This is a genomic window from Bacillus sp. B25(2016b) (genome assembly GCF_001679765.1).
GTDB lineage: Bacteria > Bacillota > Bacilli > Bacillales > Bacillaceae_G > Bacillus_A > Bacillus_A thuringiensis_K.
This window is the reverse complement of record NZ_CP016285.1, coordinates 1,490,639-1,507,490: the sequence shown is the minus strand read 5'-3', so window position 1 is coordinate 1,507,490 and position 16,852 is coordinate 1,490,639. Positions and strand designations below refer to the sequence as shown.

Here is a 16,852-nt window from a genome sequence, read left to right as displayed (position 1 = left end):
TTGTCACACACATATCCTATTTTGACCAAGACTATATTGGAAATGAGGTGACAACATGCCCATTACGAATCGATTTTCTACCACCACTAACGGCGCACTCGCTATTACAGGAAATACTTTAGGATTAAGTAAAATTAGTAATCAAAACCGTGCTGGTACAATCGGAGCAATTGGTGCATTCGCAACTACAAATACTGCTTTACAAGTACCTACTTTTCCTGCTGGTACAACGTTAAACTATACACAAAATAGTTCTACCGCTCTTTTAAATATACCTGCTGGTAGTACGATTCTTTACGCAGAACTCGTTTGGGGTGGAAACTATTTATCTCGTGATCAAAACATTACGAGTGTATTAGGAAACCCGGTTTCTTTTACAACACCTGTTTCAACATACTTGATTACTCCTTCAGCTGTTACAGCTTCAAATCAAACTTTCGTTTCAAATTCTATTACATTTGGCTTTTACACTCGTTCAGCAGACGTAACAACCCTTATTCAAGCTGGAGGCTCTGGTTCTTATACTACGGGAGCTGTCCCTGGACTTGTAGATCCTATAGATGCTTCTAATGGAACAATTAATTCAGCTGGATGGACGCTTATCGTCGCTTATCAAAACGGGACATTACCAGCAAGAAACTTAACAATTTACGTAGCTGGAAACCGTGTTTCTGCTGATACTGGTAGTGCAGATGTAGCTGTTTCTGGATTCTTAACACCTTCAGGAGGACCTGTAAGCGGGAGATTATTTTTAAGTTCTATTGAAGGAGATGCAGATATAACAGGGGATCAAGCGCTATTTGGACCAAATTTCAGTTCATTAAATGCTTTATCTGGGCCAAATAATGCTGTAAATAACTTCTTCGGTTCTCAAGTGAATAATGCTGCAGGAAACTTAGATACAACTGGGACATTTGGAACGCGCAATCAAAGTGCCGCTACAAGCACAAATATCTCCGCAGGCCGGCAAGGTTGGGACATTACTTCTATTGATATTTCTCCTTATTTAACAAATTCTCAAGTGTCCGCCGCAATCCGTTTAACGACTAACGGAGACGCTTATATGTTGAATACAGTCGGTTTACAAATCAACATAAATTCACCTAATATTCAAGCAACGAAAAGCGTAAATAAAAGTGTTGCGGCAATTGGAGACGTTCTCACTTATACAGTTACTATCCCTAACACCGGACTTCTTCCTGCCAATAACGTTATTTTTACAGACATCCTCCCTAACGGTACTTCCTTTATACCTGGCACTGTAACAATAGATAATGTCCCACAAACGAACGCAAATCCGGCCGCTGGTATATCTCTCGGAACCATTAATAATGGTGCTTCTCGTACAGTAACTTTCCAAGCTACTGTCGTTTCTCTTCCAAGTCAAAATCCTATCTCTAACACTGCTAATATTACATTTCAATATACACCAATCGCCGGAGGAACAACCTTTAACGGTCTTGCAACAAGCAACTCTGCTGGAACACAAGTTAACCTCGCAGATATTAATGGCACAAAATCAGTCAACAAACTTTTTACAGATATTGGTGAAACGTTAACTTACAGTATTGCCTTAGCTAATATAGGAAATATCGCGGCAACGAACGTTATATATACGGATCCGATTCCTAGCGGGACTACTTTCATTCCAGGGAGTGTAACTGTTAACGGGGTTACTCAAGCTGGCGCAAATCCCGCTACTGGTATATCAATTGGATCTATTGCTGCTAATTCTACGACTACGGTTTCATTTCAAGTATTCGTTCCTTCTATCCCGCAAACAAATCCAATATTAAATAGTGGTACAACAACTTATCAATACATTCCTGTGCCAAATCAACCGGCAGTAAGCGGGACTGATACGACGAATATTGTCTCCACTCAAGTGAATAATGCTACTGTAACAATGACGAAAGCAGTAGACAAAAATTTTGCAGATATTGGTGATACACTAACGTACACTGTTTCCTTTACAGGTACAGGTAATACGAATGTGAATAACGTTATTTTTACAGATGTCATTCCTACTGGAACAACTTTTGTTCTCAACAGTTTAACAATAGATGGTACGACACAAGTTGGAGCAAATCCCGCTACTGGTGTGAATATAGGATCTATTCCAACTGGCACAACAAAAAATGTTTCATTTCAAGTAGTAGTAAATACAATTCCAGCGTCGAATGTCATATCTAATGGTTCAAGCGCTTCTTATCAATATACCGTCAATCCTAGCCAATCACCCGTTACAAAAAACATTTCTTCTAATCTTGTTTCTACTCAAATTAACAATGCGAATTTAACCGTAACAAAATCAACAAATAAACAATTTGCTACAATTGGCGAAACAATCAGTTATACAATTCTTATTACAAACAGTGGAAATACAGCTGCAACTAACGTGCAACTAACAGATCCACTACCAAATGGAACGATATTAACTCCTGGTACTGTAACACTAAACGGTGTTTTACAAAATGTAGATTCTCTCGTTGCTTTACCTATAGGAACAATTCCTGGCGGAGCTACTTTTACTCTTTCTTTCCAAGTAACAGTCATCAATATTACTGCCCAAAATCCTATCATTAATAATGCATTCGCTTCTTACCTATATACTGTAAATCCAAGTGTGCCACCAACTTCAAAAACAACAAATTCTAATTCTGTTACATCAACAATTAGAATAGCAAACCTTCAGGCTACTAAGTCTGTAGATAAAACATTTGCGGAAGTTGGAGATGTTTTAACTTATACCTTTTCTCTTACAAACGATGGAAATGTTGCGGCGAACAATGTAGTACTATCCGATTCAATCGCGAATGGTACTGTCTTTATACCAAACAGTGTTACGATTAACAATGTTACTCAACCAGGCGTTACACCAGCTAGCATCAATATCGATAGTATCAATGCTAATACTACAATTACAGCTTCATTCCAAGTATTAATAACTAGCATCCCAAATCCAAACCCTATTTCAAATAGCGCTTCTATTTCCTATAACTTTATCGTGGATCCTAATGCTTCCCCTGTAAGTAAGAACACAACTTCAAACACTACATTCACTCAAGTAAATGACGCAAATGTCGTTTCAACCAAAGCAGTGGATCGAGCGTTTGCTACTGTTGGGGATGTATTAACTTATACCGTTACTTTGGCGAATGCAGGAAGTGTTTCCGCTGATGGTCCTACTTTTGTTGATACGAATCCAGACGGTACTACCTTTATCCCAAATACTTTCCTTATTAATGGTGTACTCCAAAATAACGTCGATCCAAATGTCGGTGTTCCGTTACCTTCTATTCCTGCTAACGGCTCACTTACCGTCTCTTATCAAGTAACTGTCACCTCTTTACCAACACAAAATCCAACAATAAATTCATCTAGTACACAGTATAGCTTTATTTTGAACCCAGGAGATCCACCAACGATAGAAACATCTTTAAGTAATACTGTAAGTACACAAATTAATTTAGCAAATGTAATTATTTTCAAGGATGTAGATTTAACTATCGCTGATGTTGGGCAACCAATCACATATACAATTGCCTTAGCTAACCCAGGAAATACTCCAGCAGATAATGTAGTCATTACCGATATACTTCCACCTGGTACGACTCTCGTACCAAATAGTATTTTTATAGGGGGTGCTTTACAGCTAGGTGCGGATCCAAGTGCCGGCCTTCAAGTTGGTACGATTCCAGCAGGCGGCATTACAACAATTGTTTTCCAAATTAGTGCAAATAGTTTACCTTCACCAAATCCAGTTCAAAACAGTGCTGCACTTCAATATAGCTTTATCGCAGATCCAAATTTACCTGCTGTTGTCAGGAACGCTATTAGCAATATCGTAGCTACACAAATTAATACTGCTAATATTGTCGCTACGAAACTAACAAGTACAAATTTCGCTGATGTTGGCGATGTCATAACTTATGCAACAATTTTAACGAATAGCGGCAATATCCCCGCCTCTAATGTAACGTTTACAGATATCATTCCAGCTGGTACCACCTTTCTCCCTAATACTGTAACGATTAACGGTGTCCCTATAGCTAATGCAAATCCTGCTAACGGCATTTTAATTGGTACAATTGGAGCAAATTCATCACGTACTGTTGCATTCCAGGTTTTTGTACCAACTACTCCTAGTCCAAATCCGCTTACGAATCAATCGAGCACTACATTCCAATACATGTACGATCCATCCAAACCAGTTGTAATGCAGATCGTGGCCTCTAACACTGTACAGACAATTATTAATAATGCAACGATTACCGCTGCAAAATCTGCAGATAAACAGTTTGCGAACGTAAATGATATTATTACGTACACGACTACTTTAACGAATAACGGGAACACACTTGCATCAAATATAGTCTTTACCGATGCAATTCCAAGCGGGACATCTTTTATTCCAAATAGTGTAACAGTAAACGGGAATATACTGCCTAATGTAAATCCAACGAATGGAATAGCAATTGATCCTATAAATCCGAATGCAAATACGATAATTTCGTTCCAGGTGCAAGTAAACTCCATCCCGAATCCGAATCCAATCCCGAACCAAAGTAACACAACGTACCAATATATCGTAGACCCGAACTTACCTCCAGCATCCGCCAATGCATCAAGTAATGTAATAACAACTCACATTAACAACGCTACGATTATCGCTACGAAATCAGTAAACATACCGAATGCTGCAATTGGAGATATCGTTACTTATACGATTGCAGTTACGAACACAGGAAATATCCCTGCTAGTGCTACAGTTTTAACGGATGGACTTGGACCAGGTGCATCCTTCATCCCCAATTCCGTTACGATCAATAACATTTCCCAACCTGGATTAGACCCTTCATTAGGTATTCATTTAGACGATATTTCACCAGGAGGCACTACTTTCATTACATTCCAAGTGAAAATTCTCGCTATTCCACCTAGTGGAACTTTAACGAATAATGCTCTTGTAAACTACGAATATGCAGTGAATCCAACTGAAACACCAGCTGTTGGTAGTACCGTTACAAACACGACAGTTACACCGATTATTGACGCTACTTTAGTAATAAATAAAAATGCTAGTACAACTTTCGCAACAATTGGAGATACGATTACATTCACCTCAGTTGTTACAAATACAGGAAATACTACCGCTAATAACATTGTTTTTACAGATTCCATTCCAAATGGTACCGCCTTTGTCCCAAATAGCTTTAAGATAAATGGTGTAACAATCCCGAATGCAAATCCACAAAACGGTATTACTATTGGTAACTTGAATTCAAATGCATCGGTTACACTTAGTTTTCAAGTGAATATTACAACTCTTCCAAATCCTAATCCCATTCCGAATCAATCATCGCTTCAATATAGCTTTATTGTTGATATAAATGAGTCGCCTGTTTCACGAACAGTTCAATCCAATACAACTTTTACACAAGTAAATACTGCGTCCGTTATCGCAACAAAAACTGCAAGCAGTGCTTTTGCTGCCGTTGGAGATACAATTACGTATACAACTACGCTCATTAATAGCGGAAATACTACCGCAAACACACCTGTTTTTATCGATATATTACCACCTGAACTTTCATTCGTTCCTGATAGCGTACAAATTAACACTATCCCACAACTTGGATTTAGACCAGATAGTGGGATTTCTTTAGACGCAATTCCGGTTGGAGGAACGACAATAGTTAGTTTTCAAGCGATCGTCGGCTCAATACCAGCTACAAATCCAACTTTAAATCAATCTAGTACGACATACTCTATCATTGTTGATCCTAACCAGCCACCAGTGACAGAAACAGCTACTAGTAATCCAACTTTAGTGCAAATTAATGAAGCAATTATCCAAGCAACGAAAAGTGTGGATCGACTATTTTCTGACATCGCACCTGGAAATTCATTTTTAACGTATACAGTTTTATTAGAAAATATAGGAAACACGACTGCTACGAATATCATGTTTACAGATTCGATTCCAAATAATACAGTATTCATAGAAGATAGCGTTCGAGTAGGCGGGGTTTTATTACCTGGAGTAAATCCAGCAAACGGGATACCAATTGGGGATATTATTGCAGGAGATTTTATAAACGTTACCTTCCGCGTGCAAGTAGTTAGTATTCCAAATCCTATTTTTACAATCGGACCTGGAGGGCCAAATTCACCAGTTGTAAACGGTGCTTTCATTGATTATCAATTTATGACAGGACCTAATTTACCACTTGTTTCACGAAGTACGACATCTAATTCTGTTTCGACACAAATAAATTCTGGGGAAGTTGTGGCAATCAAATCTGTAGATAAAACTTTCGCTACGATTGGCGATACAATTTCTTATACAATTACATTAAGTAATCCTGGAAATGTCACTTCACAAAATATAATTTTTACGGATATTTTACCTGAAGGAACAACATTTATTTCCGGAACTTTAACAAATGATTCTGGTACACAGCAAATTGGAAATCCTGGGAACGGAATACAGATTGGAAATATAAATCCAAGTGGAACGACTGTTATTACTCTCAATGTTCTTGTTACAAATATTCCAAGTATAAATCCAATTTCTAATTTTAGTTCCGTACAATTTGAACATGTAGTTGATCCTAGCCAACCTTCTGTATTACAAACAACTATATCAAATACGGTTTCAACGACCATTAATAGCGCAATATTAACTACAACAAAAACTGTTGATAAATCGGTTATTTCCGTCGGGGATACACTTACGTATACAACGACTATTACGAATACAGGAAATACACCAGCTACAAATGTAACTTTTACAAGTACCATTCCAGCTAGTACTACATTTATACCAAATTCAGTTACAATAAATGGAATTCAGCAGTCTGGTATGCAACCAGCACTTGGAGTAAACATACCAAATATTGCTCCTGGTGAAACAGTAACCATTACTTTCCAAGTAAATGTTCTTTCTGTTCCCCCTTCAAGTTCAATTATGGGGAATGATACCATTTTATATTCTTATACTGTCGATCCAAACGGAACTCCTGTTACAACTTCTACTTCAACGAATATCGTTACAAACCCTGTATTAGATGCTATCATAACGATGATTAAATCCGTCGATCAAACACTTGTAACACTAGGTGATACCATTACCTATACGACCATTTTAACGAATAGTGGTAATACAAACGCTACAGATATTGCTTTCATTGACCTTATACCAGATGGAACAACGTTTATTACTGATAGCGTTACAATAGATGATATCAAGCAAATTGGACTCAATCCTAATACCGGTATAACGATTGGATCAATTGCTCCTAACAGCTCAATATCTATAGCATTTCAAGTTACTGCTACTTCTACACCAGCCCAAAATCCTATTGCCAATTCCGCTACTGCTTCTTACACATTTATCGCTGATCCTAATGCCCCTATTGTTTCAAGGACGGTTACTTCAAACACAGTGTTCACTACGATTAATACAGCTACCATTCTTTCATTAAAACAAGTCGATAAATCCTTTAGTCGTATTGGAGACACACTCACTTATACTGTCGCTTTAACAAACAATGGAAACTCATCCGCACAAAATGTTATATTCACAGATACCGTACCGAACGGAACAGCATTTATTGCAGACACATTTTCTATTAATGGAATTCCTCAAAGTGGCGCAAATCCAGTGAACGGTGTAAATATCGGAACTATAACAGCTGGGACTACAGTAACAATTTCGTTCCAAGTTACTGTAACGTCATTACCAACGGAAAACCCCATTGTAAATTTCTCATCAACATCGTACCAATTAGTCTCACCGCCTGATGCAGAAACTTCAATTAGCAATCCTGTTTCAACGCAAATTAAAGAAGCACTATTATCCATGACGAAAAATGAAAGTGTATCGTTTGCAGGTATCGGGCAAACTGCTTTTTACACTACTTCTATTTCAAATATAGGGAATACAGATGCAGCCAACATTGTATTCAAAGATGTATTACCAAGTGGAATCACATTTGTTCCTAACACATTAACTGTCGATGGTGTTTTGCAACCTGACGCGAATCCGAATAACGGTGTATTTCTTGCAGCACTTCCACCAAATGAAATATATAGTATCACCTTTCAAGTTACAGTGAACAGCATTCCACCTATTAATCCAGCACCAAATACTGCATCAACGACATATGAGTTTACTGTTGATCCTGTTAATCCTCCAGTATTAAGTGCGGCTACTTCCAACACTACGCTTCTTCAAATAAACAACGCAAATATTATAAGTACAAAAACAACAGATCTTACTTTTGCGGATGTTGGTAATACAATAACATTTACACTTAACCTCCCGAATACAGGAAATGTGACTGCAACTGATGTTACCGTTATCGATATACTTGATAGCAATTTAACTTTTGTTCCAAACAGTTTCACGGTTAATGGGCAAACCATTCCAAATGCTGATTTATCTACTGGTGTAAATATCGGTTCAATTAACGGTGGTACTGCAGCCATTATCACATTCCAAGCTACCGTTACAACCCTACCAATCAACAACCCTATTTCTAATTCAGCTCTTACCACTTATCGTTATATTGTTGATCCCGACCAGCCGTTCATTTCAACTTCTAATCAATCTAATACAACGACAACACAAATTAATAGCGCTATCCTTACTGCACAAAAAAATTCAAATGTATCAACGGTAGATATTGGGCAAGATATTATCTACTCCGTTACGATTACAAATAGCGGAAATGTTAGTGCGACGAATGTTATTTTTACCGATATGATTCCAGACGGAACTTCCTTTGAACCGAATAGTTTTACACTCAATGGAACTACTATCCCAAATGCAGACCTAATTACAGGCGTTCCAATTGGTGATATCGCGCCAAACCAGTCTGTCATCGTAGCTTTTCATATTAGTGCCGATGAAATTCCGCCTATAAATCCAATTACTAATCAAGCTAGCGTTAATTTCCAACATATCGTCAATCCAGCTAACCCTCCAGTTTCAAAAAACATTACTTCAAATAGTGTTACAACAACAATTGAAAGTGCTATTTTAACTACCACTAAAATTGGAGATAAAGCTTTTGCAACGATTGGTGATACGATTACGTATACAACTACGATCACGAATACTGGAAATATTCCTGCCAATAACGTTATTTTCTCAGACCCGATACCATTGTGGACACAATTTGTTGCAGGATCAGTTATTGTTGATGGCACTCCGTTACCATCCGCTTCTATCATTGACGGTATTGGCATAAATACGATCATTCCAAATCAAACTGTAACAATTGTATTCCAAGTTCAAATTGTAAGTAACCCAACAACATTCACACCAGAGCTCCAAAACTTAGGATTTGTAAACTTCCAATATAACGTAGGAAATGCATTACAGGCTCAACCTGGAAATGTGGAAACGAACGTCTTCGTTACTTCTATTAATTCAGCAATCCTTTCAGCTGTAAAAACTGCTAATACTGCCTTTGCGAATATTGGCGATACGATCACTTATACAGTTTTAATTCAAAATAGCGGTAATACAAACGCTACGAATGTAAATTTCTCAGATACGATTCCAGCAGGAACAACTTTTGTAGAAAATAGTTTTACTGTAAATGGAAGTACCATTCCAGGGGCAGATCCAAATAACGGAGTTAATATCGGAACAGTTAGCGTGAGTAGCTCCTTAACTGTTACTTTCCAAGTCATAGTTACATCAACCCCACCTTCAAATCCGATTACAAACGTAGCATCTATTCAATACGCTTTCATCGTTGATCCGGCCTCTCCTCCTGTTACAGGCACGATAAATTCTAATAGCGCTTCAACACAAATTAATAACGCAACTGTTACAACTGTCTTACAAGCAAATCGTTCAATTGTATCTATCGAGGAAGTAATTACGTATACAGCAACATTAACGAATACTGGAAACTTCCCTGCAAACTCTGTATTACTCATTAATGGCATTCCTGAGGGCGCATTATTTGTTCCAAATAGTGTTACGCTAAATGGAATTTCACTTCCTGATGCAAGTCCAACTCTCGGTATTCCAGTTGGTATTATCGCGCCAGGTGATTCTGCTACTATTACGTTCCAATTTGTCGCTAGTTCTATTCCACCGCAAGGAGCAATTATCAATCAAGCCATTACAAGTTACACGTATATCGTCGATCCAAATCAACCTCCAGTTACAGCAACATCCTCGTCTAATACAGTTAATACAGCTGTTGTTGATGCATCGTTATCCGTAATTAAAAGTACAGATTCTCTCGTACAATCTACTGACGGTACAATCACTTACACAGTAGTCGTTCAAAATAACGGAAATACTACTGCAAATACAGTTACTTTAATAGACTTGGTCCCAGAAGGAACCGCATTTATTCCGAATAGTGTTACCATTAATGGCGTTTCTGTTCCAGGTACCGATCCTAACATAGGAATACCATTAAACTCCGTTTCACCTTCAGAAATCGTCACCGTCACATTTCAAGTTATCGTTCAATTCATTCCAAACGTGAATCCTATTTCTAATACAGCCCGTATTGACTATACTTTTATCGCTGATCCAACTGCTCCTATCATCTCTCGAACAATTACGTCCAATCCAGTTTTCACACAAATTTCGGACGCGACTATTCTTTCTTTAAAAGCAGTCAATGCACAACAAGCAACAACAGGAGATATTTTAACTTATACGATAACACTAGAAAATACCGGAAATATTCCAGCTACAAATCTCATATTTTCAGATACTCTTCCGGAAGGTACTACATTCGTAGAAAATAGTTTTACACTTAATGGAACAGCTATGCTTGGTGCCAATCCAAATGCTGGTGTTACTTTACCTACCTTATCAGCAAACGCTACTCACCTTATTTCTTTCCAAATTCTTATTAACGATCCATTCTCGCAAGAATCAATTACAAATCAATCCAACACAACTTATACAATTCAGCCAGACCCAGGGCAACCGCCTATTACTGAAACATCTACTAGTAATATCGTCATTACAAATTTCGTGCAAGCACAATTGGTAATTACAAAAACATCCAATCCAACAACTGTAGATATTGGCGGAACTATACTTTATATTTCTGAAGTGAAAAATATCGGTAATGTTGACGCAATAAATATTATTTTCACAGACTCTATTCCAGCTGGGACTACATTTGTTCCCGATAGTGTCACAATTAACGGTGTCCTGCAGCCAGGTGTAAATCCTGAAAATGGAATACCGATTGGAACCATTCCTGCTAACAGTTCCAAAACGATACTATTTCAAGTGCAAACAAATAATCCACCTACTGAAACCGAAATTGCAAATCAATCTTCAGCAATTTACCAATATGTAAGCATTCCTACAGCCCCACCAGTAAATCGCTCTGCAAATTCTAACATTGTTACAACATCACTTCAAAATGCAAATATTATTTCTGTTAAAAGCGCGGATGTAACTTTCGTATCAATCGGGCAAATGATTACCTACACAAATACACTACAAAATATAGGAACCGTTCCAGCTAACAATACCGTGTTCGTTGATAATATTCCAGAAGGTACTATATTCATTGAAGATAGCTTAACAATAAATAATGTAATTCAGCCTGGCGTGAATCCTGAAAACGGAGTAACTCTCGGCACGATACAACCAAATGAAACAATCACTATTTCATTCCAAGTACAACTTACAAATATACCAGATGGCAATGCAGTCATTAATATTTCAGACACTTCGTACGAATACCAAATTGATCCTAGTTCTCCTATTATTCAGCGCATATCGTTATCAAATGCAGTAAATACTGAAGTGCGGACGGCAAATGTTAGTGCAATTAAATCCGCTAACAGATCTATTACACGCATAGGTCAAATCATCACATATACAATCGCAGTTACAAACGCTGGTACAGTACCTATTACAAATACTCTCCTTATTGACGCAATTGCCGCTGGCACCACATTCGTTCCAAATAGCATACTTGTAGATGGCATACCAAGGCCTAATGAAAATCCAATTACCGGTATCAATCTTGATATAATTCTTCCAAATAACACGATTATTGTTACTTTTCAAGTAAGCGTAGTCTCTATACCGCCACAAAATAACATTAATAATATCGCTGTCATTCACTATGAGTATCGACCAGACCCAAGCGCCCCACCAATTTCAGAAACGACCTCTTCCAATAGTACAAATATACAATTTATTGATGCTATTCTTATTGCTACAAAATCTGCTAATACTGTATTAGCTAACATTGATGAAACCATTGAATATACAGTATCCATTCAAAATAACGGATCCACTACAACTAACTCCATCTTTTTTACTGATATTATAGAAGATGGAACGGTATTTATTCCGGGAAGTGTAACAGTTAACAACACTGTACTTCCTGCAGCAGATCCGAATATCGGCTTTTCCATTCCTAATATCGCATCAGGTCAAATAGCTACAATAACATTCCAAGTTTCAGTTACGAATTTACCTGCTGTAAATCCAACACCTAATACTGCAAACATCGTCTACGACTTTATTTTCAATCCTGACTTTGCACCAATTCAAAAATCGACTACTTCCAATACTACTTTCGTTCAAATTAATGATGCTGATATCGTTTCACTTAAAACTGTTGATTTGACCTCTGTAACGATTGGTGACATTTTAACTTATACAACAACTTTAACGAATACGGGGAATACGGATGCAACTGCTGTTGTATTTACAGACAATATACCTGATGGAACAACCTTTATTGACAGTAGCGTTTTAGTAAATAACATTCCTCAGCTTAATGCCAATCCAAGTGCTGGTATACTTGTAGGAACGATTGCTCCTAACACTTCTATCCCAGTCACATTTTCTGTTACTGTCGCAGCTCTTCCAGCCAGCGGCTATGTTCAAAATCAATCAACTTCTCGTTATACAATTACTGGCGAGGAACAACTATCGACTAGTAATATTACTTTCACTGAAGTTATTTCTGCTAATGTAATTGCGACAAAAACAACACCTATCCAATATGCTGACCTACAAACAATCATCCCTTATACAATTTCCATTATAAATAACGGAAATATACAAATAGAAAACATTATTGTTACAGATAGCATCCCAGGAAATACGAACTTTATAGAGAATAGTGTTATTGTGAACGGAAACGCTCGTCCAAATGACAATCCACTTAACGGTATACAAATTGATAACATTCCGCCTAATACGAGAGCAACTGTTCTATTCCAAGTACGGGTCACCTCGATTCCACAAACCAATCCTATCTCTAACACGAGTACAATTGAATATGAATACACGTTACCAGATCGACCACCTATTACGGAAACCATTATTTCATCAGCTGCAGCAACAGAAATTAATCATGCGAATTTGAATAGTAATAAAACTGTTGATCTTGCATTTGCAACGGTTGGTGATACGTTAACGTATACGATTACACTAAATCAAACCGGTAATGTTGCAGTAAATGATGTAATTATTCAAGATATTATTCCTCAAGGTACTACGTTTATAGAAAATAGCGTCATTGTAAACGGAGAAATCCTTCCAGGAGTGAATCCAGTAAGCGGCATACCAATTGGTACTATACCTATTGGTGGAGACGCAATAGTTTCATTCCAAGTAACTGTAACTTCTATCCCAACACCAAATGAACTCAACAACAATGCAATTACTACCTTTAACTATATAGTCAACCCAAATAACGCACCTGTTACGAATACAACTACAACAAATACTGTCACTACAACTGTCCAAAATGATAATGTCGTTGCGATAAAGGTTGTTGATTTCACGAGCGCCTTGCCTGGTCAAACTTTAACGTACACCATTACTATTACGAATAATGGTAATATCACTATTGAAGATCTTCTTCTAGTAGACACGGCACCAGTAGATACGACATTCGTTATTGGTAGTGTTACGATTAACGGAATCAATCAGCCTAATGAGAACCCTGAAAATGGTATTACGTTAGGAAATCTTGCTCCTAATGAATCGGTTATTATTACGTTCCAAGTGAAAATTTCTTCTTCTACTCTTCAATCTAGAATCAATAACGATGCGACTATTTCCTATACGTCTATTGTCGGTCCAACCGAACCACCTATTACGATTAGAAGGCAAATAAATACTGTTACAAAACAAACAAATATTGTTACAACGATAATCATTAATCCAATAGTTCGCATTGAGAAAACAGCAGACAAATCTATCGTCATTATAGGAGATGTTATTACATTCACATTAGAGGCATTTAATGATTCCCCAATTCCTACAGTAAGTACTTCCGTTTTAGATATGATTCCAGCTGGTACAACATTAATAGAAAACAGTGTAACAATTAACGGTACTCCCGTTCCAAACATCCGACCAGATACTGGTATTAATATCGGCTCTTTACCCGCAGATTCAGTAGCAACTATAACATTTCAAGTTCTCGTAACTTCTATTCCTTCAAACAGTACAATTATAAATTCTGCAACAGTTACCGCTGCTTTTCAATTGACACCACAGGATCCAATTGTTACTTTCATTGTTAATTCAAATATCGTTCGTATACCAGTTCAATTTGTAACTGCAACAGTCACGAAAAACGCTTCCGTCAGCTCAGTTTATTTAAATCAATATTTTGATTATATGGTACGTGTTACAAATACTTCCGAAATTTCACTCTCAAATATTTCTTTACAAGATACCATTCCAGCAGGTTTACAATTTATAAACGGCACTGTCTTTATTAACGGTGAACGCTCTCCACTAGCGAATCCGAATATCGGTTTCCTAGTCGCTACTAATTTGGAACCAAACGAAACAATTATCGTGTCATTCACAGTACAAGTAATAAGCCCACCTGTTAATAAAGAATTTAAAAATACGGCCAATATTTCGTTACAACTTCAAGTATCGCCTACCGACCCACCAATTACAGTAACCGTTACAAGTAACGAAAACATCGTCACCTTTGTTCCAGAAAATCCAGATGAAACACTTCCAAATTTAAATTGCTTCTTTGACGGTGAACACTTCATTCGCATTACTCCTCGAAATGTACGAAATTACCTTTGGACTTGGATTTGGTGGAAGTAATTTAAACAAAAAAGAGATTGTAGTTTGGTTGAAACCAAATTACAATCTCTTTTTCATTACCTATATCCCACTACGTTGTAACTTGTCTAAGAATATACACTTAAACACCCTCTCAAGTTATTTTAGTCGTAATAAGTTGACCAGCTTCATTAATAGTAACTTTCCATTTCGCTCCACTAGCAGTCTTCATGATTATACCTTTACTTGCCTCTATTTCAATATCTCCAAACATTCTGCCACCAGTTGTCGCTAACCAAGCATTCCCGTTTTCCAGAGAAGATCTTGCAAAGATACGATTAATTCGAAAACGCTTATGATCTTGAGAATAACCACTTAATGTAATTCTTACTTTATATAGTTGATTCGCCTTCATATTCGATATAATTGTATCGCCTACATTTAATGGAACATCCGATGCGATAACCCAATTTCCAGTTGCGCTTAATGCATATTCAATTTTAATTTTTTTTGGACTCTCTCCCCATCCAAAATACATTCCGAAACAATTTAACATTTGTATTGGTTTTTTCGTAAAATCCAGTTCAATAACAACTGGATTACTATCTGGAACGTCAATATAGTTTACACTTTGTTCATCTATTAAATTAAAGCAATTTGCTAGATTTCCACCGTACGGTACTTTCCCACTTACTTGCTTAACAATATACTTTTGCTGAGCATTTACTAATATATCATCTTGATTGCCTATTAAGTGAGGTTTATTTAACGTAATCGGTAACTGAATTCGAAGAGATTCTTCATAGGTAGACTTACAAACATTATATTGCCCTTTATCTACAATAGTTGTCGAAAGCAGATTTGAAAAAAGGTAGTTACGATGAGAATTAGAAGAAAATTCAATGACAATTTGTTCACTACTCATCCGGTACGTATCCCAGATCATACAATCAAATGTATTATACGCACCTGAGCAACGAATTACTTTTTTCGTTTGTTGTCTACATTGTACTTGAATATCATGAAACGTATTTCCTGAACTTTCATTTGGTAAATCACTATTTCCATCTACTTCAATCCCATACACACATCCATCAATAAATATAGATTGAAATACATTGGCGTTAATCCAACAAGGTGTATTGATATCATTTATATATTCTGTCTTCAAATGTATTGCAGTTTGAAAGTTTTTAATTTGAATAAATTTAACTTGAAAGAAACTAATAAAATCCCATGCCTTTTGACAATAAAAATGTATAGCTTTTCCTTTATACGATGGGGTTGCATTTACTATATTTATATTTGATATAACAGATTGATTAGGTACTTCGATTTGTTGTGAACCAGAAACATAAATAACAACAGATTGAAACAATGGATTTATAACTTGAAGAGTACCACCAACTATCGAAGCGTTACTTTGTAGCTCAAATGCATTAAAATCTCCATCAATTTGCAGCGTTACGGTAGGATCTAACTCTAATCTTACGTTTGATTTAATAACAATCGGCTTTACAATTTTGTACGTATTTACCCCGGTAATTCTAACCGTCGAAATTCGATTCGCTACACAATAATCAATAGCTTGCTGAATTGCTAATGAGCTATCATTTCCCGAGTTTGGAACTGCGCCAAAACAATTAATGTGAACGCTACTTTCTGGCACACAATCTTCTTGGGAAGAAATATATTGTGACAAAATAAATTCACTCCTCATATTACCTTTTTCATATAATATGTGAGTTGTCTCTTAAAAGTTTCTATAATAAAAAAAACAAACGA

The 16,852-nt window shown here is 36.9% G+C and carries 2 protein-coding genes; one reads left to right on the top strand and one right to left on the bottom strand.

What is annotated here, in order from left to right; all coding sequences use genetic code 11:
* The first annotated feature begins 55 nt into the window (after nucleotides 1–55).
* Nucleotides 56–15,109, top strand: coding sequence for a DUF7507 domain-containing protein (locus BAQ53_RS07750; protein ID WP_208906673.1), 15,054 nt, complete (start codon nucleotides 56–58; stop codon nucleotides 15,107–15,109).
* 112 nt (nucleotides 15,110–15,221) lie between these two features.
* Here the strand turns inward: BAQ53_RS07750 and BAQ53_RS07745 are convergent, their stop codons facing one another.
* Nucleotides 15,222–16,769: a glycoside hydrolase family protein gene (locus BAQ53_RS07745; RefSeq protein ID WP_000084977.1), complete on the bottom strand. Its 1,548-nt coding sequence runs from the start codon at nucleotides 16,767–16,769 to the stop codon at nucleotides 15,222–15,224.
* Between the last annotated feature and the right edge of the window lie 83 nt (nucleotides 16,770–16,852).